Raw genomic sequence first — 21,110 nt, 5'->3', positions numbered from 1 at the left:
CGATCATGTTTTATATCGACTAGGGTGTATTCAGGAGGGCAAGCAAATGCAAATAACTTACTTGTGTGCAAAACACGAAGATTGGATTTACAGTAACCCGAAGCAAGCGCTTCACTTTATGGCCAGGGACGAGATGCAGGGCACGCTTTTACTGCATTGCGGCCAATACACAGATGCTATTCCTTACTTGGGCTGCGCTTTTGATATTGCGGTTATTCTTTTAGAAGTAGATGGAGGCGAGAATGAAGCGATGAAAAGCAAAGTTAAGAGCCTAGCTGGATTACTTGAAGAAACCTATTACCACTTGAAACTGCCCGAGTACCGAAACGCCATTTTAGATAGAGCTAATTCTGTCTTACAAGCCACAGAATCGGCAATGTTATCAGCTTTTTTGCTTAAATCTGTGCATCAATAAGTTGAGAATACTATGCATACTTATCTTGCAGCAAATCATAAACGCAACGTTAAGCAGCACGATACTACTGACTTTAAGGCATTATTAGGCCAGTGGGAACGGCGAGTTCTTCTTGCCAATAACGCGTTTTCAAATGGTCAATGGCTCTCGACAATAGCGTTGTACAACCAAGCTATAGCACATGCCAACCAGTTAATAGCGATATCACCCTACCGCAAAGAAGCCACATTTTCGCTATTGGTGAGCTTTCACAATCTTTCCGACACCTACTTGCAATACGCCAGCGAGGCGCCGCCTGAAGAAAGAATGGCCATTTACCATATGGCACTTGCTACTTTATCTGAAGTACAAACACGCATTGATACGCAAGCAGTGCTATTGCCTGATAACACTGATGTGCTGCGCGCTAGGCGAATTGCGCATCAACAACGATGGTTATTATTAAAACAGCATCCCGAGTTGGAGATTGCGCTAAATAATACCCCTTCTATCGACAATTCATTTACTGTCTTTGCAGCAACCGCAGGCAAAGATAGTCATTAGCTGATTCTACTTTCAATTAATTAGGAGTTTATATGAAAAACACGATAAATAATGTCATTTACGCCGTCGCGTCTGTGGCTATAACCTCTTCCCCCGCCTTCGCACATGCTGGACACGATCATAATCACTGGAGCAGCCAGTTCATGCACGGGCTTTTCTATTTGTCACTTGCTGCGGTAGGTGCTGCATGCGTTTTCGCAGGCTACAAGACCTATTCTCGCAAACAATCTTCATCTAAATAGGGAAAGTAATCATGCTAAACAGCTTACTGACGACGCTTCACCGTAGGACCCCCTTAACTACCGCGAGCGCTCACTGCGATATTCCATGCAAAATTTACGATCCTATTTCAGCCCAACTCGCTGCGTTAAGTGTTATTCGTTTTGTTGATTTACTGAATGAGTTAAGTGAAAAAGAAAACCTTTCGTTTGCTGATCATGCCCAATTCAGCCGCCTAATTAGTGAAAAAGAGACTCATGCAGAAAAAGTAAAACATGAAGTCAGAGTTATTTGGGGTGATTACTTCAAAGCGCCTCAATTTGAAAAATACCCAGATACTAACGAATTGGTCCACAATATTATGCTTACCGGATCGGCGTGTAAGCAACATGTTTCACGGGATAAAGCAGAAGCACTATTAACATTGGTGAATGAGTTCGCTGAAAGTTTCTGGGCCACTAAAGGTGTTGAAACTAAGACAGCCACCTGCCCTTATCCGCCTGCGGAACAAGTGGTATATCCTAAACTTTAATCATGCTTCGATTATTAGCGATTGAAGGAAACAGCATGCAACCCATGCTGTTTGCTGGTGACTTTATTTTAACCTGCAAGTGGCCAAAAGCGTGGCTTCAAATTGGCCATGTCGTGGTAGTTAATAGCGATAAATATGGTGTAATTGTAAAGCGCATTACCAAAGTATGCTCTATTAAAGGCGTTATGCTGCAAGGTGATAATGCACTTGAAAGTGTAAGCACGTTGGCAATGGGCTGGATAAAGCCAAGCGACATTATTGGAAAGGTTATATTTACTTCGCCTTCGAGAAATCAGAAGCTTTTAACAAAAAACCGCTAGTTTTGGCAAACTAGCGGTTTTAATGTTGTTCAATTAGCGACGGTACTCGACTTCAACATCGTAGTCATCTTCGTCCCAATCTTCATCATCGTCTAAGTCATCACTTAAATCGTCTTCGAAGTCGTCGCCTAAGTCAGCGTCTTGTGCTTCTAACGTATTACGATGGTAAGTATCCCACTTAAATTCAACGTCTTTCGTTTCTTCTTCTTCGATAACTTCGGTTGGAAGCGTCTCGATAAAGTTCATAATTTCTCGGCAAAGCGGTTCTAAGCCAAGTTTCTGGAAAGCAGATATCTGGTATATCGGGCCTTCCCACCCAAGTTGTGCGGCAATTTCTTTGCAGCGCTCGTTGGCTTCGTCTTCAAGCATCAAATCAACTTTGTTAAACACTAACCAGCGAGGCTTGCTTGCTAGTTTAGGGTTGTACTTTTCAAGCTCTTCAACAATAGCCTTAGCATTTTCTGCAGGATCGCTTTCATCTACTGGCATAATGTCGACAACATGAAGCAGTATACGACAACGCTCTAAATGTTTAAGGAAACGAATACCTAAACCTGCGCCGTCAGCTGCACCTTCAATAAGCCCAGGAATGTCGGCTACCACAAAGCTACGCTGCGCGTCTTGACGTACTACACCCAAGTTTGGCACAAGTGTCGTAAACGGGTAATCAGCCACTTTAGGCTTAGCTGCAGATACAGAGCGAATGAAGGTCGATTTACCTGCATTCGGCATACCTAATAAACCCACATCGGCCAATAGCATTAATTCGAGTTTTAAATTACGAATTTCGCCTGGCGTACCATTGGTCTTATGACGTGGTGCACGGTTAGTACTGCTTTTGAAACGCGCATTACCTAAACCGTGAAATCCACCTTGTGCCACTTTAAGCTGTTGCCCATGACGAGTAAGGTCGCCAAGTACTTCACCAGTATCGCTATCGGTAGCGCGGGTTCCGACTGGAACACTTACGGTTAAATCTTTACCACCACGGCCAATACAGTTAGCGCCTTGACCATTTTGGCCACGCTCTGCACGGTGAAAACGCTCGAAACGATAGTCGATCAATGTATTTAGGTTTTCATCGGCAAGAAGAAAAACACTACCGCCGTCGCCCCCGTCGCCACCATCAGGGCCACCTTTGGGAACATATTTTTCCCGTCTAAAGCCAATTACGCCGTTGCCGCCGTCACCGGCTTCAACACGAATTTCAGCTTCATCTACAAATTTCATTTATCACTCCGGGCATTGTTGCCGTAGGGGTTATTAATACTCAGTATCTAACTACTAAGTTTACACCAAATTGTTATGTACTGCCCAAATACTAAAGTGCGGGTTTCCATAAAACAAAAAACCCCGCAAGCGCGGGGTTTTTCTAAGCCTGTTCGGCGAGTAGCTAAAGCGCTTACTCTGCTACGATGCTTACAAATTTACGGTTGTTCGGTCCTTTAACATCAAACTGAACTTTGCCGCTTTTCAATGCAAACAACGTGTGGTCTTTACCGATACCCATGTTGTCACCAGCGTGGAAACGAGTACCACGTTGACGAACAATGATGTTACCAGCAAGAACAGATTCTCCACCAAAGCGTTTAACACCTAGGCGTTTACTCTCTGAATCACGACCGTTTTTGGTACTACCACCAGCTTTTTTATGTGCCATGTGTTCGTGCTCCTATTAAGCGTTAATGCCAGTAATTTTCACTTCCGTGAACCACTGACGGTGACCCATCTGCTTACGTGAATGCTTACGACGACGGAACTTAACGATTTTAATTTTATCGCCACGACCGTGTGTAACCACCTCAGCAGTCACCTTACCACCAGCAACGTTTGGTGTGCCGATTTTTACATCGTCACCATTGCTGACCATTAAAACTTTGTCGAATTCAATCGTGTCACCTGGGGCAACTTCGATTTTTTCTAGACGAACGGTTTGGCCTTCGGCCACACGGTGTTGTTTACCGCCACTTTGGAAAACCGCGTACATAGTTAACTCCGCTCTGCGTCACTGACGCAATCAATTCAAAAAACAGGGCGCGAATTGTACGTGAAACATCCGCAAATCACAACCCCGATTCTGATAAAAGTAGATTATTTTTCCAACATGGGTGAATTTTTGCGTGAATTCACCCAAAAATGCACGATGTCACACTTAGAAAACATCACTAAGTGAATGACAAACGGTAAAATTGAAGATGATAACCGCCAAATTCGATAAGCATTTATTGCTAAAAAAGCATGGAATGCGATATCTGTAGATGGAAAATCGAATACGATCCAATCGCGCCGATCTGAGCATGAAAAACGCACCTAAAACGCGCTTTTTAATCACAATGATCAAAACGATCGGATAACAGATCCGAGATTGTAGCATTTTGATCTGTACTTCGCAGCTAGCAAAAAGAATTTTTCTGAAAATACACACTTCAGGTCATAAATACGCGATAGCACCTATAATAAGACATAATCTAACAAAGAAATGAGCGATTGGTCGGTCAGCGGTATATGAATTTTTCTATAACGTACTAAAAGAGAATTTTTAGCACTATTGGCCCGCTATCGGTTAAGTTAGGTGGCTAATGCGTTTAATTCGGTAGCTAAATACGTTTAATTCGGTGGCCATTACGTTTAATTGGGTGGATAGTACAGCGCATTCAGGTACAATCAGCCCCTATAATTGCCTAAGAAATGAATAAGTTTTTACGCCCATGCCAATGGATATTAATCAAATACGCGCGCTATCAGATGATGATATGCAAGCGGTTAACCAACTGATTCAACAACAAGTAGACTCTGACGTTGCGCTTATCAATCAGTTGGGATTCTATATTGTAAATAGTGGCGGTAAGCGCCTTCGCCCATTACTTACCGTGCTAAGTGCACGTGCAATGGGTATCGAAAATGCTGACCATCACACCCTTGCCGCTATTGTTGAATTTATACATACAGCAACCTTGTTGCACGATGATGTGGTTGATGAATCGACTATGCGACGTGGCCGTGAAACCGCTAACGCCGTATTTGGTAACCAAGCATCGGTTTTAGTAGGTGATTTCTTATATACCCGCTCATTTCAGATGATGGTAAGTTTGAAACGCATGCGGGTTATGGATATTTTATCTGAAGCAACCAATCAAATTGCTGAGGGTGAAGTATTGCAGTTAATGAACTGCAATGATGCCTCTACCACCGAAGCACGCTATTTCGACGTAATTTACGGTAAAACCGCTCGTTTGTTTGAAGCGGCTACGCAACTGGCAGCGGTATTAACCGACCAACCAGAAAACGTAGAGCATGCCATGCAAGAATACGGTAAGCACTTAGGTACAGCCTTTCAGTTAGCCGACGATATTTTAGATTACATGGCCGACAGTGACGAAATGGGTAAGAACGCGGGCGATGATTTAGCGGAAGGAAAGCCAACGCTACCTTTGCTATACGCAATGTGGAATACCGACAGTGAAGAAGATAAAGCGCTTATTCGCGATGCCATAGAGCAGAGCAACGGTTTACCTCACCTTACTCGTATTCAACATATCATGGAAAGCACCGGGGCATTGAATTACACTCGCGCTTGTGCCAACAATGAAGTGAAAATGGCTATTGATAGTTTATCTATTATTCCAGATTCACCTTATAAAGAGGCATTAATTGCCCTTGCTCATATTTCGGTAGAACGCACTAGCTAGTGCGTTAGCCCCCCTCAAGCATAGCGCCCACCAGCCCCACCAAAAAGCCGAGTATTGCGCCTAAAGGTGGTAACCAATGGTTTTCCATGCGAATTCCTGGGGCTATGTCTTGAAATACTGAATACAAAATTCCCCCTGCAGCAAATAGCATAATGCCACTCATCACGACGGGGAATTCAGCCAAATAATAAAACCCTACCGCACTCATTAGCGGCCCAAGTAAGCTCATTAGTACAAAAATCCAAATAAGCTTAGTGCTGCGGTTTTTATTGGTTGGGGTCATTTCACGATAAGCATTAAACCCTTCCGGTAAATTTTGTACCGCAATTAACACGCCTAACAGCATAGTACCGCCACCCAATGCCGCAGTAGTGCCTAACGCTACCGACTCAGGCACAAAATCGCTTAACATGGCGGCAAGTTGGCTGCCTGCAGTTTTCTTTTTAGCCAAATAGATATCCAACGCCATAAAGGCAAGCGCCCCGCCGATAAAGCAGCTACATGCCATTAATACCGATACGTCTTCAATACCCTCAGGCACTAATACTAAAGCAACCGCTGAAATTAACGCACCGGCCCCCAAGGCCAAAATACCGTGTCGTAATTCTTGCTCTAACCACTTAGGGCGCAAACCTTTCACCCTCGACAAAACAGCACCAGCAGGCATAGCGAGGCCAGCCAGGGTTGCCACTATAATTAAATTTAAAATGTCGGGTTCCTGCATGTTTGCTCCCTATGCCTTGAGTTGTTCCATTACTTGGCCTAACACTACAGGTAGCATGCTCAGAAGCCATAAAAAAGACAGCTCAAAACTGGCTGCCTTTTTCTATTACTGAGCGCATCTATAAATTAATAAGCCTGACGCTATTAATCATAGAGTAATGCGCCGCGATGAGATCATTTTAAATTAAGGTCTCGGGTCATGTTTTCGTTTTTATCGCGGTGCACAATAATATTGTCTTCAATGCGAATACCGCCAAACGGACGATAAGTATCAACTGTATCCCAGTTGATATATTTCGACGCTGGGGTTGCTTTTAAATCTCGTAACAAGCTGTCGATAAAGTACAAACCAGGCTCAATAGTAAATACCTGACGCGCTTCAATCATGCGCGTACAGCGTAGGAAAGGATGCTCGTCAGGGGCAGGTTTAGGCGTGCCTCTGTCGTCGTTTACCAATCCGCCTACATCGTGCACTTGTAGCCCTAAAAAGTGGCCAATGCCGTGAGGGAAGAAAGTTCGCGTAATGCCCTGCTCTACAATATCTGCCGCTGGAAGGTTCACAATGCCAGTGTCTTGTAGAATTTGTGCTATGCCCGCATGGGCTAGCAAATGAATATCGGTATAGGCCACACTTGGCTTTAGAGAATCAACCAAGGTTAACGTCACTTTATCAACGGCCTGAATAAGATCGGAAAATAATGTTGAGTTTTGGCTGTAAGTACGCGTGATATCAGCAGCATAGCCGTGGTAATTTGCGCCTGCATCAATCAAGAACGAACGAGACTGCTTAGGCGCAGTGGTATCGCACTGCATGTAATGCAGAATTGCCGCGTGTTCGTTAAGCGCAATAATACTGGTGTAAGGCACGTCGTTATCGCCTTGGCGGCACGCTGCGCTGTACGCTAAATTGATATCGAATTCGCTCTTACCTTCAAGAAAAGCCTGTTCTGCAGCTTTATGCCCCGCTACCGCCAGCTTGTTTGCTTCTCGCATACAATCTAGTTCGTAATCGGTTTTATACGCCCGTTGGTAATGTAAATAATGCAGCACTCTGTCTGGGTTTACGTTCTCAAACCCTAACGCTTTGGCTACTTCAATGTATTCACCAACATAAGCAAAACCGCGCTTATCGTAAGGCAAATGCTTTTCAACAGCATCGGCTTGTTGTAGCAAAATGATATTAAAGCTGTCGGTCCAAAAATCTTGTGGCTCTGGCGGTACTTTGTGCCAAAAATCTTCAGGGCGATAAAAAATAAGGGTGGGCTTATCTTCACCATTAACCACCAACCAGCAATTAGGGTTATCGATAACCGGCACCCAAGCTTTGAATTGTGGGTTTACCTTAAACGGATAATGGTTGTCGTCTAAGAACAAGCGTTTGCCTTGCCCTGAATGAATGACTAACCCTTCTAGTCCTTCACGCTGAAGTGCTTCGCGAGTGCGAGATTGAAGTTCCTCAATATGTTGCTGATAGCTTGCCTGATGTTTTGACATAACACCTCATTTAAGTTTTCTGATTTGCATGGCTAACTGGTCTTCTTCAATTAGCACTGTAATGCCAGCTGCGTTAATTGCACTGATTCCAGTTTGCTACGCTAATTCGCCAGAAGAGAAAAGTATTAGCCATTGTCGTTAAGTGCGCTTGCTCTTACGTACGCTTATGTTTAAGGCGAAGAGTGTAACACGATAGCCGCTCGGCTTTCACCGAGTGGCTTGTATCCACTAATGATTCATCTGCCCTAGCGAGGCGCCAATTGCAAGGTTCCCGTTACAGGATGCGTGCTCACTGCACTTGATGAAGGAATAACATCTTGAGTAAGCTGCGGAAACACGTTTTTATTTTCTCCCAACTGATGCTCGTAAATGTACTGATAAGCCAACACCGCTTTTACGTAACTACGGGTTTCTTTATAAGGTATATTTTCAATCCAAATATCCACTGGCAACGCTTCGCCAGCAGGCAGCCATTCTAGTACTTTGCGCCAGCCAGCATTATAAGATGCCGACACCAATACTGGGTTGTTATTAAGCTTATCGCCTAAATAACGTAAATATTGCACGCCGTAGTCAAGGTTATCGTCAACTTGAAACAAGGTATTTCGACTCACTTTCTCTTTAGCCAAATACTGCGCTGTACCTGGCATAAGTTGCATTAACCCCGCAGCGCCCACCGGCGATACCGCGTCTACCATGAACGAACTTTCACGACGGGCAATAGCCATCGCAAACGCTTTGGATACGTCGTAAGCTTCACTCTTTTCACTAAACTGTGACTCGAACGCCAAGGGGAAGCGACGTTCAACATCGTCCCAATAACCACTTTTCGCAAAACTAATAATGGCTTGGTCGTATATACCCCACTCGTAAGCCAACACACCGGCGTCTGTTACTTGTGAGTCAGGTAAATTTGACAACAAATAACGCCACTCGCGGCGGGCTTCGGTTGAACGTTCTAAGCGGTAAAATTCCATAGCCCGTTGGGTAGCTGGGGTATTAGCAATGGCTTGCACCGCACTTTGTACTCGAGGCGCTGGCGTATGAGACAAGTTCGGCTGGCTGTTAATACGGGCACTGGCCATAAATCCATAATAATTGCGTTCATTGGCTAGCTGCTGATACATCACTGTGGCCTGCATCACATTCCCTAGTTCTTCGAGGGCGCGCGCTTTCCAGTAACGATAGTTTTCTTCTTGTTGGAGTTCAGGGCTTGCGGCATCAATCACATCCACTACCCGCTGCCATTGTTTGGCGCGAAGCAAAAACGATACATGCCATAATTTCACATCATCGCTAGCACCTTCAATGTCGGCTTTATCTAACCATTCATGGGCTTCTGGTAGAAAATCGAGGGTAGCACTTAGCGCGATAGCACGCTGTATAATATGCAGTTCAGGCACGGAAAAAATGTTTTTCGGGGCATAAGTATCGTAAGCCTTCATTGCCGCTTTAGGGTTTCTCCACGCCAGCTTTTCTATGCCCCATGTTAGAATTTCAGCCTCGTTGTGTTTGTGCTTCATAGGAAATAAGCGGGTTCGGTTAACTAAACTTACATCACGTGATACCGATGACCACGCATCAGCTAAATACTGATGACTACTGGGTAATTGGCGTTTTAAATAAGGAATAATGCGGCGATTATCTTCTTTCGCAGCAATAGCTATACGTTTAACTACTTTGTCTGGCGTCATGAGGCCATTACTTCGCCACTTTGCAAATAATGGGTCGCATTCATCGGGCTGCGATTGACCGCTATACCAAAGAGGGTCGACTTCGGTTAGCACAGGTTTAGGGTTGTCTGTACGTTTTAATTTGTAACCCAACGCTTGGCAGGTAAGTTTAGCGCCCATGCCATTTCGATAACTGCTTAAAAACGCGTTTTCATGACCACGAGAGGCTAGGTAATTTAACCAGCGATAGCGCAAACCATAACTGACCGGTTGCCCCGCGTAATCTTCTAAGAATTGCTCTACTTCACGCTGGGTTTTAAGCGACATAGTGCGTTCTAATCGCAAACGAAGCAGGTACGGATAAAGAGGGTAATTCGCCAACCCGTAAATTTCTGCGTCTAAATCTTCTAAACGCCTTTTCGGTAACGTACGCAGGCTTTTTTCTAAAATTAAGAAGCGAGCTCGTTCATCGGCGTAGATGTCGTCAGGGAATAGCGGTGAAACTTGCGCATGACTAAGCTGAAAGCTGCTTGAAATAGCGACTAACGTGAAAACGTGAAACGACTTGAGCATAGGTAACCGCTTGAAGAACGTTACCGCTTTTAAAAGAAAACTTACACCTACTTTATTCGACACAATGTGAACTCCTACCCCTTGTTGCATTCAAACACACCAGAGTTGGTGTAATTATAGAACGATGCTTGCTTGAAAGCCGATAAATTATCGGCGTGGCTCCATGCCACAGAAGTAAAAAGTGCCAGCGCTGTTAGTTATACCTTACAAACATTAATGCCATGATTGTAGATTATTCTTATGCTGGATTGGCGCTTTGCGTCAATAGTGCCCATTATACAAGCACTATTATTGAAATCGAGCTTGATTTTCAATGAATGGCCACCATTTTTAACAATTGAAACACTCGTTTGAATTTTTCATTGATATTTTGTTTAAGTTTAGTTAAAAAGCTAGCCACCCTAATGCATTAGTGTTGTGGTACGACCAGAATGCATGATTGGTTTATACGCTTATAGCGAATGGTTAGATTGCTTCACTAATATCCCGGCCAACGCCGAAGGAGATGATAATGATATATACAGGCAAGAGTCTATCCGTCAGTCTGTTAGATGACGGTTTTGCTGAACTGGTATTTGATGCCGAAGGTTCAGTAAATAAGTTCGATCGCCAAACAGTGACCGAGCTTGATGAAGCAACCCAAGCACTGCTTAAAGAAAGCGGTGTTAAAGGCTTAGTAGTACGCAGCGCAAAATCTGCATTTATTGTAGGTGCTGATATCACCGAATTTACCGGCTTATTCGCGATGGATGAAGCCGAAGTACTAAACTGGGTAGCAAACACATCTCAAGTGTTTGACCGCTTCGAAGATTTGCCTTTCCCTACCGTGGCTGCCATTAACGGTTTCGCACTAGGTGGCGGCTGTGAAATGACACTAGCTTGTGACCTTCGCGTTGCAGACACAACAGCTTCTATTGGCCTACCAGAAGTTAAACTAGGCATAATGCCTGGCTTTGGTGGCACAGTACGTTTACCTCGTCTTATCGGTGCCGATAACGCACTAGAGTGGATGACTACAGGTAAAGATCGTAAGGGCGCAAAAGCCCTTGCCGAAGGCGCCGTTGACGCCGTAGTTGCCCCTGAGTCATTACGTGACAGTGCCCTTTCTATGCTGAAAGATGCAGTAGATGGTAAGTTTAAATGGGAAGCACGTCGTGCTCAGAAAAAAGCCCCTTTACAACTGAATAAAAACGAAGCCATGATGAGCTTCTCAACTGCGCAAGCTATGGTATTTGCCCAAGCAGGCAAACACTACCCCGCACCGCATAAAATGGTAGAAACCGTTCAAAAAGCCGCTGGCCTTGACCGCGACGGCGCACTTAAGCTTGAGAACGAAGGCTTTGTAGCCCTAACTAAAACCGATGCAGCGCAAGCGCAAATTGGTATTTTCCTAGCCGACCAGCTAGTTAAAAGCAAAGGCAAGAAACAAGCTAAAGCAGCCACTAAAGACGTAAAACTAAATGCCGTACTGGGTGCGGGTATTATGGGTGGTGGTATTGCGTATCAAAGTGCTGTTAAAGGCATGCCAGTGATAATGAAAGACATTAACACTGATGCACTAGACCTAGGCTTAAACGAAGCCGCCAACATTCTTGGTAAAGGTATGCAGCGCGGTAAAGTTGATGCCAAAACCATGGCAAAAACCCTTAACGCTATTACGCCTACCCTTGACTACAACACGCTTAAAGACGCCGATCTTGTTATTGAAGCGGTTGTTGAAAACCCGAAAGTAAAAGGCATCGTGCTTAAAGAAGTAGAAGACGTAGTGGCCGATGACGCTATCATTTGTTCTAACACCTCTACTATTTCAATTAACCAACTAGCGAAAAGCTTAGACAAGCCAGAACGCTTCTGTGGTATGCACTTCTTTAACCCAGTACACCGCATGCCATTGGTTGAAATCATTCGTGGTGAAAACACCTCGGAAGACACCATCAATGCCGTAGTGGCCACAACACTTCGCATGGGTAAAACCCCTATTGTAGTTAACGATTGCCCAGGGTTCCTAGTAAACCGTGTATTGTTCCCTTACTTTGCAGGCTTCAGTAAATTGCTAATAGATGGCGCTGATTTTGTTGCCGTTGATAAAGTAATGGAGAAACAATTCGGCTGGCCAATGGGCCCTGCTTACCTAATGGACGTTGTTGGTATTGATACCGGCGACCATGCTGCAGACGTTATGGCTGCGGGTATTCCAGAGCGTATGGCACGTATTGGCGACGACCCAGTAACCGTTCTTTATAAAGAAAAACGCTTAGGCCAGAAAAATGGCAAAGGCTTTTATAACTACGGTAAAGACAAGCGCGGCAAGCCTACCAAAGTGGCTGCTGAAGAAGCGTATAGCTTGCTTGCTCCTATTACTGCCGATACCAAAGACTTCGACGCGCAAGATATTATTGCACGCTTGATGATCCCTATGGCTAACGAAGCAATTCGTTGCCTAGAAGAAGGCATTGTAGGTACTGCAGCTGAAGCAGATATGGCCTTACTTTACGGTTTAGGCTTCCCTCCATTCCGCGGTGGTGTATTCCGCTGGATTGAAACAATGGGATTAGCGAACTTTGTCGAACTAGCCGACAAATACGCCAGTCTTGGCCCGATTTACCAAATTTCAGATGGCGTTCGCAAGATGGCCGCTGAAGGTAAATCTTACTTCGCTTAATTCCCAAGGAGACTAATAATGAAAGAAGTCGTAGTTATCGATTGTGTTCGTACCCCTATGGGACGCTCGAAAGCCGGTGTGTTTAGAAATGTTCGTGCAGAGACGATGTCTGCTGCACTAATGACCGCGTTACTTGAGCGCAACCCAGGTGTTGATCCAGCAGAAATTGAAGACATTATTTGGGGCTGTGTACAGCAAACCAAAGAACAAGGTTTCAACATTGCGCGTAATGCCCAATTGCTAACCCAAATTCCACGTACCACAGGTGCAGTAACCGTTAACCGTTTATGCGGTTCTTCAATGCAAGCATTGCATGACGCTACTAGCGGTATTATGAGTGGCCGTGGCGATATATACATGATTGGTGGTGTTGAGCACATGGGCCATGTACCTATGAACTACAACATCGACTTTCACCCAGGCCTAGCTAAGTACACCGCAAAAGCTTCAGGCATGATGGGTATGACTGCCGAGCTACTTGGCCGTCAAAACGGTATTAGCCGTGAAATGCAAGACGCCTTTGGTGCACGTTCGCATCAGCTAGCACATAAAGCACATGTTGAAGGCCGCTGGGCCAACGAGATTGTGCCTATTGAAGGTCATGATGCTAACGGCACGCTTAAACTGATTGATTATGATGAAGTTATTCGCCCAGAAAGCACTGCTGAAAGTATGGCGCAACTTCGCCCTGTATTCGACCCAGTAAATGGAACCGTTACTGCGGGTACATCTTCAGCGTTGTCTGACGGTGCGTCTGCCATGTTGCTTATGTCTGCCGATAAAGCGAAAGCCCTTGGTTTAACACCTCGCGCTAAAATTCGTTCGATGGCAGTGGCTGGTTGTGATGCCGCTATTATGGGTTACGGCCCAGTACCTGCAACACAAAAAGCGCTTAAACGTGCTGGCCTTAGCATGGACGACATTCAACTTGCTGAGTTCAACGAAGCCTTTGCAGCCCAAGCACTATCGTGCATTAAGCAACTAGGTTGGATGGACAATCTTGATGACAAGATTAACCTTAACGGCGGCGCTATTTCACTAGGTCACCCACTAGGTTGTTCTGGTTCACGTATTTCAGGTACCTTGATTAACCTGATGGAATCGCAAGATGTAGAGCTAGGCCTAGCCACCATGTGTATTGGTTTAGGCCAAGGTATTGCTACTGTATTTGAACGTGTTTAATTAGTTATTCACGTTTTATTAAAAGGGCCTTCGGGCCCTTTTTTGTTGATTGGCTTTTGACCTTCAGTATTTTTTAGCAAAAAATACTATTTTAAAACACGGGAGAGAGGGCTAACTACCCCCTGCGCGCCCTGTTGCAACACATGAGTGTAAATTTGGGTGGTTTTCACATCAGAATGACCCAGCTGCGTTTGTACCGTACGAATGTCGGCCCCCGACTGTAAAAGATGAGTAGCAAACGAATGTCTCAAAGTATGCGGCGTAACCTTCTTTTTAAGCCCACATGCATTTGCTGTATTTCTTATCGCCTTTTGTATGCTTGATTCATCAATATGATGTCGACGCACTTTTTTACTTTCAGGGTCAATCGATAAACGCGAAGAGGGGAAAAGGTAATGCCAGCCTAACTCCTTAGGCGCATTTTGATATTTGACACGCAAACGATGTGGCAGATATACCCCTTGGTAACTAGGGTTATCTAAATCAGCAATGAGGTAAGTTTCAACCACACTTATTTGCCGAGTAAGCCCAGGCTTGAGCTCTGCTGCTAAGGTAACAACACGATGCTTTCCGCCCTTTCCATCCCAAATGCGAATAGCGTTGTAGTCGAAATCGATGTCTTTCACCCGTAACCGAACTGCTTCCATTAAACGCAAACCGCTGCCATACAGCAATGAAATAGGTAACTTTAAATGGGCAGGCAATTGGGCGAAAAGCGCGACCACTTCGTCTTGTGTTAGCACAACAGGTAACTTGGCTTGCCTGCGACTTGTAACGAAATCGAGACTCAAGGAAAGCGGCTTTTCTAGTACGTCACGATACAGAAATGCCAACGCATTCAGCGCACTGGCTTGCGTGGCTGGCGCAACATTCTTTTTATTCACTAAGTGAGATAAAAATAACTCTACTTCTTTGTCTCCCATATCGGCAGGATGCTTAGTATTGTGAAAGCGTATATAGCTAATAATCCACCCGCTATAAAGCTGGATAGAGCGCTTGGCATAACGGCGATTTCTCATGTGTTGAACCACCATTTGCATAAACATCGACTTCATTTTTATTTTTCACATCTCAACTGTAATTATATACAGCATTACGTTTTTTTTACGCTGCGTAAAATAAAAAGGAAATATTCCGTACTTAAGTACAGTGTTTTCAGATACAAAGTGTAGGATATTGATATAAGTTAACTTACATGCGAAAGTTAAAATATTATTTGGGTGATATATGGAAACTTTCCGCCTTGCATAAAGGATTTTTTCCGTACATTAAATTGTTAGGCATCATATGGATTTCGTAGCATTTAATTATTTTCCTCCCAATAAGGAGGAGTATATAAAAGGGATTGCTGAGGCCATTTCTGCTTCAGGAATACAGCTTACACATTTGGGTAAGAATGACCCTCCAAGGAAGTGGAGTGGCAGCGCAGAAGAGATCTATGATGTTCTATCTGGAGGCAATGATAAAACAAATTATACCTTTGCCAAGGACTCAAAGAATAAGGTTGATATAGATTTTTCTCTAGGTAACTGCCCCGAAGCTATCACCTCGACAATTTCTATTAGTGGAAAGAGCAAAGAAGTAGTCGAACGTTTATGCTTACACTTCTCTAAGTACGTTAATTCGTTTCTTTGTATATCCGGGCAATTAGGTTTGGGGGCTGCTCAACAATGGACATATTTACTACAAAATGATCATTGTCCAGCATCAATATTGGATCAAGTAAAAAATGCCTAACAAGTTTGTCAACGATCGCCCTTCGGGCTGGACAGCCTTAAGCGTGGCTTCGCCACAAGGCTGCCCGTTACAAAGGCGTTATGTGCTTTGATGGCTGAGGTTCCGTGAATACCGTCTTAAAACTATTGCTAATTTTGCTAGGCTTTGTCCTTGGTGGAATCTTCGGTGTTGTTGGATTATTCGTGATTGCAGGGCTAATAGACCCATCAAATCTCGCGTGGATATGGATACTTGCGTTTGTAACTGCTCCAGTTGGGGCTATTGCGGGAAGCATTTTTGGGTTTTTGCTTCATAAACGTTTTTGGTCAAGTGAAATTAAGACTTAGTCAAATTGGTGGAAACAAAGTGACTCTTAAAGCTGCAAACATAAGTAATACTCATAGGGTTAATCGGCACGCACATAACAACTCAATAAACTCGCTCACTTCGTTCGCTGGGACGCATACACGCAGGGCCGCTTCGCCATTATGCCCTACGTGCCTGCGCCCGTTATTGAAAAGTTAGGCACCTTATGAACTACGAATCTCTCATCAAGTCATGGCTTCAATTAGATAATACAAGATACTCGGCGCTTCTCATCGCCTCGGAGTTAGGACTAAACGATTGGTGTTTATCAGCTGGCTTTCTTAGAAACCTTGTTTGGGACAATCTTCACCAAAAAGAGCACCCTACGCCACTCAACGATATAGATCTGGTGTATTACAATTCGGATAATATATGCCCAGAAACAGACAAAGAAGTAGAGAATAATCTAAGGAATCAGCTCTCGCTTCCTTGGTCAGTTAAAAATCAAGCTCGTATGCATATTCGCAATCAAGACTTGCCGTATTCATCTACATCAGATGCAATGAGTTATTGGCCAGAAATCGAAACCGCAGTAGGCGTTAACATGGACAAAGCTCGAAATATCAAGTTTATGGCACCGTTTGGTTTAGAACATTTGTTCAATAAAACCATTACCATTAATCCTAAGCGCAGAAAACCAGCAGTGTTCTATAATCGAGTTCGCAGTAAAAATTGGCAGGCGATCTGGCCAGGGTTACGTGTAAGTGCCTAACAAAACACTAAAGGCGCTCGCGCTGCTCGCTGGGACGCTAACACATAGGCTGCGTCACTTCGTTCCTAATTTTAGCCTATGTGTTATCGCCCCTTAGTGGGGTGTTATGTTCTAAAAAGGAAAAGTTCAGTTGGACTCTTTTTTTGCTATTGCAGTTTTTCTCTTTGGTTTTGTCTTCATAGCCGCTGCAATTTTATTTGCTTATATTGCTTATAATGACCGACTAAGAGGAATTGACTGGTTGAAACCAGCTTTACTTATAAGTTTTTGCTTATTCGTCGCTTACAACACTGTTTCAAGTGGCTATTGCCGTATGATCAAAAGTGGATTAATAGGATGAAAGCGAGCGAACATAACAAAACGCTCAAGTCGCAATTGCCTACGGCAATCGCTGGGACGCAAACGCAATGCGGCTTCGCCATTTTCGCATTGCGTTTACGCCCCTTAGCTTAGTGTTAGGTGCTTTTCAGGGAAGAAAACTTTGTAATGATTTCTCAAACTCTTTTGGTTCTTTGCTCAACCCTTGTCGCTGCATTAGCAGCCGAACTTCACTGTAAGCTACAAGAAAAGCAAATAGCTAAAAGTAAAACAGTCATAAATCTTTTTATTCACTACCTTATTACTGCCTTTTATCTTGTTTTCACCTTAATAGGAGTAGCCATATTTTGGCATGCGTATTCATCACTAAATCTGCCACAAATACAAAAATTGGTTTTCCTTCTGTTTTCGGTGGTCATCTTTGTCTCACCCATTCTATTTATCGCCAGTTGGCGCTATCCTAGGCTAGTGGTGCAAATGGGAAAATGGCGTAAAAGCTAGGGTTTAATATGCACGCACCTAACAACCCAATCAACACACTCACTCCGTTCGCTGGGACGCAAACACGCAGGGCGGCTTCGCCATTATGCCCTACGTGCCTGCGCCCCTTATTTAAAAGTTATGTAGCACGATGAGAATTGAACTCCAAGAACTGAAAAAAGAAATGATTGCTCGTGGCGTGAACGAGTCAATCTATGCAATAGACACCCTTCCGTCTTACGAAGGCTTCTGTATCTATGATGCACGTAGTGAAATTGAAGTATTCTATTTTGAGCGTGGAAATCGCTTTGAACTAAAAAGTTTCAAGGATGTTCAAGAAGCAGTAACATGCTTCAAGCAAATGGTTTTTAATGAAAAATAGGCCGTATTGGGCTGTGCAACATAACAACTCAATCAACACACTCACTACGTTCGCTGGGACGCATACACGCGGGGCGGCTTCGCCATTATTCCCCACATGTCTGCGCCCGTTATTGAAAAGTTAGGCATTTAAAGGTAATCGTAAACAATGGATTTATTTTTAGAGCTCCTAGGAACAGAAGGGATGCTTTCTGGTATTTTTGAACTGTTAGTTTTAATAACCTTTGGTTACTTATCTTTAAATTTTCGTAAAAGCGCAAAACTTTCTGGTCATCAAGTGTACAAGTACCTTTCACTGGGATTTTGTTTTACTTTCTTATCTATATTTATCCCGATAGTCTCAATAGCAGTTGGTACTGCAATAATAGACGATGCCGTATATGATGATATTCATTTGTACAACGATTTACCTTATTACTTAGCTACTTTTGCTAGTCTGTGTTGTTTTATTTTGGCCGCAAAGGCAAAGTTTGAGCCCAATGCCTAACAAAATGCTCAAGCCTCTCCCTTCGGTCGCTGGGACGCCTATACGCGGGGCGGCTTCGCCATTATGCCCCACGTATCTGCGCCCCTTAGCTTAAAGTTAGAAGGCGTCAGCCTAAACTACGTTTGGCCTAATAAAAAAATCAGTACAACCTCCCTCACCTGTTGTTTCAAACATCGCCCAAGCATTGGTAGTTTTAATGTCGCGCAATAGGCGCTTTATCGCCAAGTTATTATTTCAATTCTGCAAGCGCCATTGCGTCTGTCAGCTCAAATGGCAGCTTGCTTCAGTCAAATCAAAACCATCACAGCACTGTTGTTTTACTTGTTTGTGTTAATAATCAATCGTATGCTGACTTTATTAGTTTTTAATAAGGCCAAAGGAACAGGCTCTGCTTCTAACAAAGCGCTCAAGCCTCTCCCTTCGGTCGCTGGGACGCCTATACGCGGGGCGGCTTCGCCATTATGCCCCACGTATCTGCGCCCCTTAGCTTAAAGTTATAAGCCACGTTGTATATGAAAAAATTTCAGATTATTTTTGGTACTACTCTTTTCATTTCCCTAGTGCTTTCTGCCTTGTTCAGGCTGTTAGGAATAGAGCAATATCAGGTAATTTCAGGTGTACCAGGTCTGATAATTTTATTTTTAATTTTTCTGGGGCATTTCGTAACACTAGATGATGATCTCGCCGGTGGTTGGTCTAATCCTGATGCCTCAAAAAAAGTTGCTCTACTGTCAGTCGGGGAACTTGCATTAAAATTTGTTGCGTTGTTATTTGGCCTTTGGCTAGTACTAAGTTAATTTAAACAGTGGCTTATAACAAACCACTTAAGGCACTCGCTTCGCTCGCTGGGACGCTAACACATGGGCTGCGTCACTTCGTTCCTAAATTTAGCCCATGTGTTATCGCCCCTTAGTGGGAAGTTAGGTGCTTTAGTGAAAAATAGGTTTACTTCGGAATGGGAACCAACGCTTCTTTCAGAGGAAATTTTGGCCTCTGGTGTTTGGTTTTACGATGATCAAATACCATTCTGCGCCAAATTGCTTAAGCAAAAATATGATTACACATCCTTTGATTTACCAGAAATAGAAGTGACGGTTCACCCTTATAATCTAGATTACATCGATTACTCCATAAGTGATGAAGGCTTTATTTATTTCTGGCAATTTGAAGGACAGGGGCGCAAAAGTAAATCATCTACATTTAGTACCTATTTCTCCGCAAGGGACCACATAAATTCCTACGGTACAAAATATGATATTTCATGGTAAGCACGCACCTAACAAAAAAATTAAGTCACTCACTTCGTTCGCTGGGACGCATACACGCAGGGCGGCTTCGCCATTATGCCCTACGTGCCTGCGCCCCTTATTTAAAAGTTATGTGCTCAAGGATTTAAAATGAATGCAAGAGAGTTTGTTAGCCTCTGGAAAGAAGAAATTAATACTTCATTAAGTCAGTACCAGGACACAAATCAGGAGTCTTTAGTGCAAGCTTTGTATCAAAAGTTAAACTTAACAACTGAACAAGAGAAAACTTTCTGGGAAGCTGCGGAAGTAATGTTAAACGATACCGCATATACATTTCTTATGGCACTAGACGGCTGCGCTCAACTTGGCGGAAATCAACAAACATATAAAATCTTTGGAGAAGATGGGAACTTAATATCTGACTGTGGGGATATTGAAGCCGCAGCAGGAGATCTTTTTGAGTAACGCACATAACAAAAAAATTAAGTCACTCACTTCGTTCGCTGGGACGCATACATGTGGGCTGCTTCGCATTATAGCCCACATGTATGCGCCCCTTATTTAAAAGTTAGCTGCCAAAGGATATAAAGATGGAATTTTTAAGCCCTTTTCAACTATTAATTTTAGTTTTGATAGTTGTCGCCTTAATCGTTCAAATTATTGCCTTTAAAAAAGGTAAATTTGTAGAAGTCGATTACTCATCAAATCAAAGGTTATCAATTGCAATCTCTGTCGCAGCTCCATTGATTTTTTGGGCTGTGTTCACTACTCACTATTTTCTCATAGCTTTTGGCATTGCTATAGGTGCGGCTTGCTACCAACGAAAAAAATGGTACAAATTCAAATAATGTCAGCTAACAAAAAAATTAAGTCACTCACTCCGTTCGCTGGGACGCATACATGCGGGGCGGCTTCGCCATTATGCCCCACATGCCTGCGCCCCTTATTTAAAAGTTATGTGCCATATGAATAATTTTGTTCCCGTCATCAGAAGTTTCGATTGTTCAGACTTTGACCCAATTAACGAGTGGGTATTCGAAGATCCTGCCGAAGTAGATTTTTGGTTAAATATTTCTGTTGGCGCGGAAGGCATGGACGGAACTAATGATTTTCAAGTTCATGTGGTTACACAAAAACTTCTATCGCAAATCAATGACAAAAGGCATCTGCTTACTTTGCCTTATTACTCTTGGGACAAAACTCTAGAGGAAACAAATAAAATACTTTCAAATTGTACAGACGTTAGCTGGGAAGGTATGTTTAAACAAATCGCTAAACATTTTAGTTGGGAATACGAGTGGTCTCATCGGTAGTGGCACATAACAAACAAATTATGTCACTCGCTGCCGCTCGTTGGGACGCTAACACGCAGGCGGCT

General features: G+C 43.6%; 24 protein-coding genes. 17 read left to right on the top strand and 7 right to left on the bottom strand.

Going from position 1 to position 21,110, the window contains the following annotated elements:
• Window positions 1-46: 46 nt before the first annotated feature.
• Genes AVL57_RS02765 through AVL57_RS02745 form a run of 5 tightly spaced genes read left to right on the top strand, consistent with a single transcriptional unit; the run spans window position 47 to window position 2,029 of the window.
• Entirely contained in the window at window positions 47-415 is a 369-nt protein-coding gene (locus AVL57_RS02765) for a hypothetical protein (RefSeq protein WP_057794123.1), read from the top strand.
• Window positions 416-427: 12 nt separating this feature from the next.
• Window positions 428-958, top strand: coding sequence for a DUF2753 family protein (locus AVL57_RS02760; RefSeq protein ID WP_057794125.1), 531 nt, complete (start codon window positions 428-430; stop codon window positions 956-958).
• A 32-nt stretch (window positions 959-990) separates the two neighbouring features.
• Window positions 991-1,200: a hypothetical protein gene (locus AVL57_RS02755; protein ID WP_057794127.1), complete on the top strand. Its 210-nt coding sequence runs from the start codon at window positions 991-993 to the stop codon at window positions 1,198-1,200.
• Between the two features lie 11 nt (window positions 1,201-1,211).
• Window positions 1,212-1,709, top strand: coding sequence for a superoxide dismutase, Ni (gene sodN / locus AVL57_RS02750; RefSeq protein WP_057794129.1), 498 nt, complete (start codon window positions 1,212-1,214; stop codon window positions 1,707-1,709).
• 2 nt (window positions 1,710-1,711) lie between these two features.
• Window positions 1,712-2,029 carry a S24/S26 family peptidase gene (locus AVL57_RS02745; RefSeq protein WP_057794131.1) on the top strand — a complete coding sequence of 106 codons (318 nt, stop codon included), beginning with the start codon at window positions 1,712-1,714 and terminating at the stop codon, window positions 2,027-2,029.
• A gap of 33 nt (window positions 2,030-2,062) precedes the next feature.
• On the opposite strand, the gene cgtA is transcribed toward AVL57_RS02745, so the two are convergent.
• From cgtA to rplU, 3 genes are all read right to left on the bottom strand, one after another.
• The gene (cgtA, locus tag AVL57_RS02740) at window positions 2,063-3,259 is read right to left on the bottom strand and encodes an Obg family GTPase CgtA (RefSeq protein ID WP_057794133.1); all 1,197 of its coding nucleotides are present in this window, start codon (window positions 3,257-3,259) and stop codon (window positions 2,063-2,065) included.
• A gap of 172 nt (window positions 3,260-3,431) precedes the next feature.
• Window positions 3,432-3,689, bottom strand: a complete 258-nt coding sequence (gene rpmA / locus AVL57_RS02735) for a 50S ribosomal protein L27 (RefSeq protein ID WP_013785541.1) — start codon at window positions 3,687-3,689, stop codon at window positions 3,432-3,434.
• Window positions 3,690-3,704: 15 nt separating this feature from the next.
• Window positions 3,705-4,016: a 50S ribosomal protein L21 gene (gene rplU / locus AVL57_RS02730; protein ID WP_013785542.1), complete on the bottom strand. Its 312-nt coding sequence runs from the start codon at window positions 4,014-4,016 to the stop codon at window positions 3,705-3,707.
• Between the two features lie 727 nt (window positions 4,017-4,743).
• Between rplU and ispB the strand changes: the two genes are divergently transcribed.
• Window positions 4,744-5,718 (top strand): octaprenyl diphosphate synthase, encoded by a 975-nt coding sequence (gene ispB / locus AVL57_RS02725; protein ID WP_057794136.1) that lies wholly within the window; start codon window positions 4,744-4,746, stop codon window positions 5,716-5,718.
• A gap of 4 nt (window positions 5,719-5,722) precedes the next feature.
• Here ispB and AVL57_RS02720 read toward each other — a convergent pair whose 3' ends face one another.
• The 3 genes from AVL57_RS02720 to AVL57_RS02710 all read right to left on the bottom strand — a co-directional run bounded on the left by AVL57_RS02720 (window position 5,723) and on the right by AVL57_RS02710 (window position 10,244).
• Entirely contained in the window at window positions 5,723-6,442 is a 720-nt protein-coding gene (locus tag AVL57_RS02720; protein WP_057794138.1) for a ZIP family metal transporter, read from the bottom strand.
• Window positions 6,443-6,615: 173 nt separating this feature from the next.
• Window positions 6,616-7,935 carry a Xaa-Pro dipeptidase gene (pepQ, locus tag AVL57_RS02715; protein WP_057794140.1) on the bottom strand — a complete coding sequence of 440 codons (1,320 nt, stop codon included), beginning with the start codon at window positions 7,933-7,935 and terminating at the stop codon, window positions 6,616-6,618.
• 245 nt (window positions 7,936-8,180) lie between these two features.
• Window positions 8,181-10,244, bottom strand: coding sequence for a transglycosylase SLT domain-containing protein (locus AVL57_RS02710; protein WP_231517818.1), 2,064 nt, complete (start codon window positions 10,242-10,244; stop codon window positions 8,181-8,183).
• Between the two features lie 448 nt (window positions 10,245-10,692).
• Here AVL57_RS02710 and fadB point away from each other — a divergent pair, with 448 nt between their 5' ends.
• On the top strand, window positions 10,693-12,843 hold the full coding sequence (gene fadB / locus AVL57_RS02705; protein WP_057794144.1) for a fatty acid oxidation complex subunit alpha FadB: 2,151 nt from the start codon (window positions 10,693-10,695) through the stop codon (window positions 12,841-12,843).
• A gap of 18 nt (window positions 12,844-12,861) precedes the next feature.
• A complete protein-coding gene (gene fadA / locus AVL57_RS02700; RefSeq protein ID WP_057794146.1) occupies window positions 12,862-14,025 on the top strand; it encodes an acetyl-CoA C-acyltransferase FadA in 1,164 nt (387 codons plus the stop codon).
• Window positions 14,026-14,111: 86 nt separating this feature from the next.
• Here fadA and AVL57_RS02695 read toward each other — a convergent pair whose 3' ends face one another.
• Window positions 14,112-15,080: an integron integrase gene (locus AVL57_RS02695; protein WP_057794148.1), complete on the bottom strand. Its 969-nt coding sequence runs from the start codon at window positions 15,078-15,080 to the stop codon at window positions 14,112-14,114.
• A 232-nt stretch (window positions 15,081-15,312) separates the two neighbouring features.
• On the opposite strand from AVL57_RS02695, the gene AVL57_RS02690 reads away from it, so the two are divergent.
• The 9 genes from AVL57_RS02690 (at window position 15,313) to AVL57_RS02635 (ending at window position 21,045) form a co-directional block, all read left to right on the top strand.
• On the top strand, window positions 15,313-15,762 hold the full coding sequence (locus AVL57_RS02690; protein WP_057794150.1) for a hypothetical protein: 450 nt from the start codon (window positions 15,313-15,315) through the stop codon (window positions 15,760-15,762).
• A 511-nt stretch (window positions 15,763-16,273) separates the two neighbouring features.
• Window positions 16,274-16,819: a nucleotidyltransferase family protein gene (locus AVL57_RS02680; protein WP_057794154.1), complete on the top strand. Its 546-nt coding sequence runs from the start codon at window positions 16,274-16,276 to the stop codon at window positions 16,817-16,819.
• A 949-nt stretch (window positions 16,820-17,768) separates the two neighbouring features.
• Window positions 17,769-17,999, top strand: coding sequence for a hypothetical protein (locus AVL57_RS02665; RefSeq protein ID WP_057794160.1), 231 nt, complete (start codon window positions 17,769-17,771; stop codon window positions 17,997-17,999).
• Between the two features lie 147 nt (window positions 18,000-18,146).
• Window positions 18,147-18,485, top strand: a complete 339-nt coding sequence (locus AVL57_RS21165; RefSeq protein WP_057794162.1) for a hypothetical protein — start codon at window positions 18,147-18,149, stop codon at window positions 18,483-18,485.
• 512 nt (window positions 18,486-18,997) lie between these two features.
• Window positions 18,998-19,282 (top strand): hypothetical protein, encoded by a 285-nt coding sequence (locus AVL57_RS02655; protein ID WP_057794164.1) that lies wholly within the window; start codon window positions 18,998-19,000, stop codon window positions 19,280-19,282.
• 135 nt (window positions 19,283-19,417) lie between these two features.
• Window positions 19,418-19,753, top strand: coding sequence for a hypothetical protein (locus AVL57_RS02650; protein WP_063456580.1), 336 nt, complete (start codon window positions 19,418-19,420; stop codon window positions 19,751-19,753).
• A gap of 129 nt (window positions 19,754-19,882) precedes the next feature.
• Window positions 19,883-20,197 (top strand): hypothetical protein, encoded by a 315-nt coding sequence (locus tag AVL57_RS02645; RefSeq protein ID WP_057794169.1) that lies wholly within the window; start codon window positions 19,883-19,885, stop codon window positions 20,195-20,197.
• Window positions 20,198-20,322: 125 nt separating this feature from the next.
• On the top strand, window positions 20,323-20,580 hold the full coding sequence (locus tag AVL57_RS02640) for a hypothetical protein (RefSeq protein ID WP_057794171.1): 258 nt from the start codon (window positions 20,323-20,325) through the stop codon (window positions 20,578-20,580).
• Between the two features lie 117 nt (window positions 20,581-20,697).
• Window positions 20,698-21,045, top strand: coding sequence for an Imm8 family immunity protein (locus AVL57_RS02635; RefSeq protein ID WP_057794173.1), 348 nt, complete (start codon window positions 20,698-20,700; stop codon window positions 21,043-21,045).
• Window positions 21,046-21,110: the final 65 nt, after the last annotated feature.

Origin of the sequence: Alteromonas stellipolaris (assembly GCF_001562115.1) — a bacterium.
GTDB lineage: Bacteria > Pseudomonadota > Gammaproteobacteria > Enterobacterales > Alteromonadaceae > Alteromonas > Alteromonas stellipolaris.
This window is presented reverse-complemented; position numbering and strand designations above follow the sequence as displayed.

Excerpts from the sequence above, each read along its gene's own strand:
- AVL57_RS02765 (WP_057794123.1), top strand. The coding sequence starts at position 47 with ATGCAAATAACTTACTTGTGTGCAAAACACGAAGATTGGATTTACAGT.
- AVL57_RS02760 (WP_057794125.1), top strand. The coding sequence starts at position 428 with ATGCATACTTATCTTGCAGCAAATCATAAACGCAACGTTAAGCAGCAC.
- AVL57_RS02755 (WP_057794127.1), top strand. The coding sequence starts at position 991 with ATGAAAAACACGATAAATAATGTCATTTACGCCGTCGCGTCTGTGGCT.
- sodN (WP_057794129.1), top strand. The coding sequence starts at position 1,212 with ATGCTAAACAGCTTACTGACGACGCTTCACCGTAGGACCCCCTTAACT.
- AVL57_RS02745 (WP_057794131.1), top strand. The coding sequence starts at position 1,712 with ATGCTTCGATTATTAGCGATTGAAGGAAACAGCATGCAACCCATGCTG.
- cgtA (WP_057794133.1), bottom strand. The coding sequence starts at position 3,259 with ATGAAATTTGTAGATGAAGCTGAAATTCGTGTTGAAGCCGGTGACGGC.
- rpmA (WP_013785541.1), bottom strand. The coding sequence starts at position 3,689 with ATGGCACATAAAAAAGCTGGTGGTAGTACCAAAAACGGTCGTGATTCA.
- rplU (WP_013785542.1), bottom strand. The coding sequence starts at position 4,016 with ATGTACGCGGTTTTCCAAAGTGGCGGTAAACAACACCGTGTGGCCGAA.
- ispB (WP_057794136.1), top strand. The coding sequence starts at position 4,744 with ATGGATATTAATCAAATACGCGCGCTATCAGATGATGATATGCAAGCG.
- AVL57_RS02720 (WP_057794138.1), bottom strand. The coding sequence starts at position 6,442 with ATGCAGGAACCCGACATTTTAAATTTAATTATAGTGGCAACCCTGGCT.
- pepQ (WP_057794140.1), bottom strand. The coding sequence starts at position 7,935 with ATGTCAAAACATCAGGCAAGCTATCAGCAACATATTGAGGAACTTCAA.
- fadB (WP_057794144.1), top strand. The coding sequence starts at position 10,693 with ATGATATATACAGGCAAGAGTCTATCCGTCAGTCTGTTAGATGACGGT.
- fadA (WP_057794146.1), top strand. The coding sequence starts at position 12,862 with ATGAAAGAAGTCGTAGTTATCGATTGTGTTCGTACCCCTATGGGACGC.
- AVL57_RS02695 (WP_057794148.1), bottom strand. The coding sequence starts at position 15,080 with ATGAAGTCGATGTTTATGCAAATGGTGGTTCAACACATGAGAAATCGC.
- AVL57_RS02690 (WP_057794150.1), top strand. The coding sequence starts at position 15,313 with ATGGATTTCGTAGCATTTAATTATTTTCCTCCCAATAAGGAGGAGTAT.
- AVL57_RS02680 (WP_057794154.1), top strand. The coding sequence starts at position 16,274 with ATGAACTACGAATCTCTCATCAAGTCATGGCTTCAATTAGATAATACA.
- AVL57_RS02665 (WP_057794160.1), top strand. The coding sequence starts at position 17,769 with ATGAGAATTGAACTCCAAGAACTGAAAAAAGAAATGATTGCTCGTGGC.
- AVL57_RS21165 (WP_057794162.1), top strand. The coding sequence starts at position 18,147 with ATGGATTTATTTTTAGAGCTCCTAGGAACAGAAGGGATGCTTTCTGGT.
- AVL57_RS02655 (WP_057794164.1), top strand. The coding sequence starts at position 18,998 with ATGAAAAAATTTCAGATTATTTTTGGTACTACTCTTTTCATTTCCCTA.
- AVL57_RS02645 (WP_057794169.1), top strand. The coding sequence starts at position 19,883 with ATGAATGCAAGAGAGTTTGTTAGCCTCTGGAAAGAAGAAATTAATACT.
- AVL57_RS02640 (WP_057794171.1), top strand. The coding sequence starts at position 20,323 with ATGGAATTTTTAAGCCCTTTTCAACTATTAATTTTAGTTTTGATAGTT.
- AVL57_RS02635 (WP_057794173.1), top strand. The coding sequence starts at position 20,698 with ATGAATAATTTTGTTCCCGTCATCAGAAGTTTCGATTGTTCAGACTTT.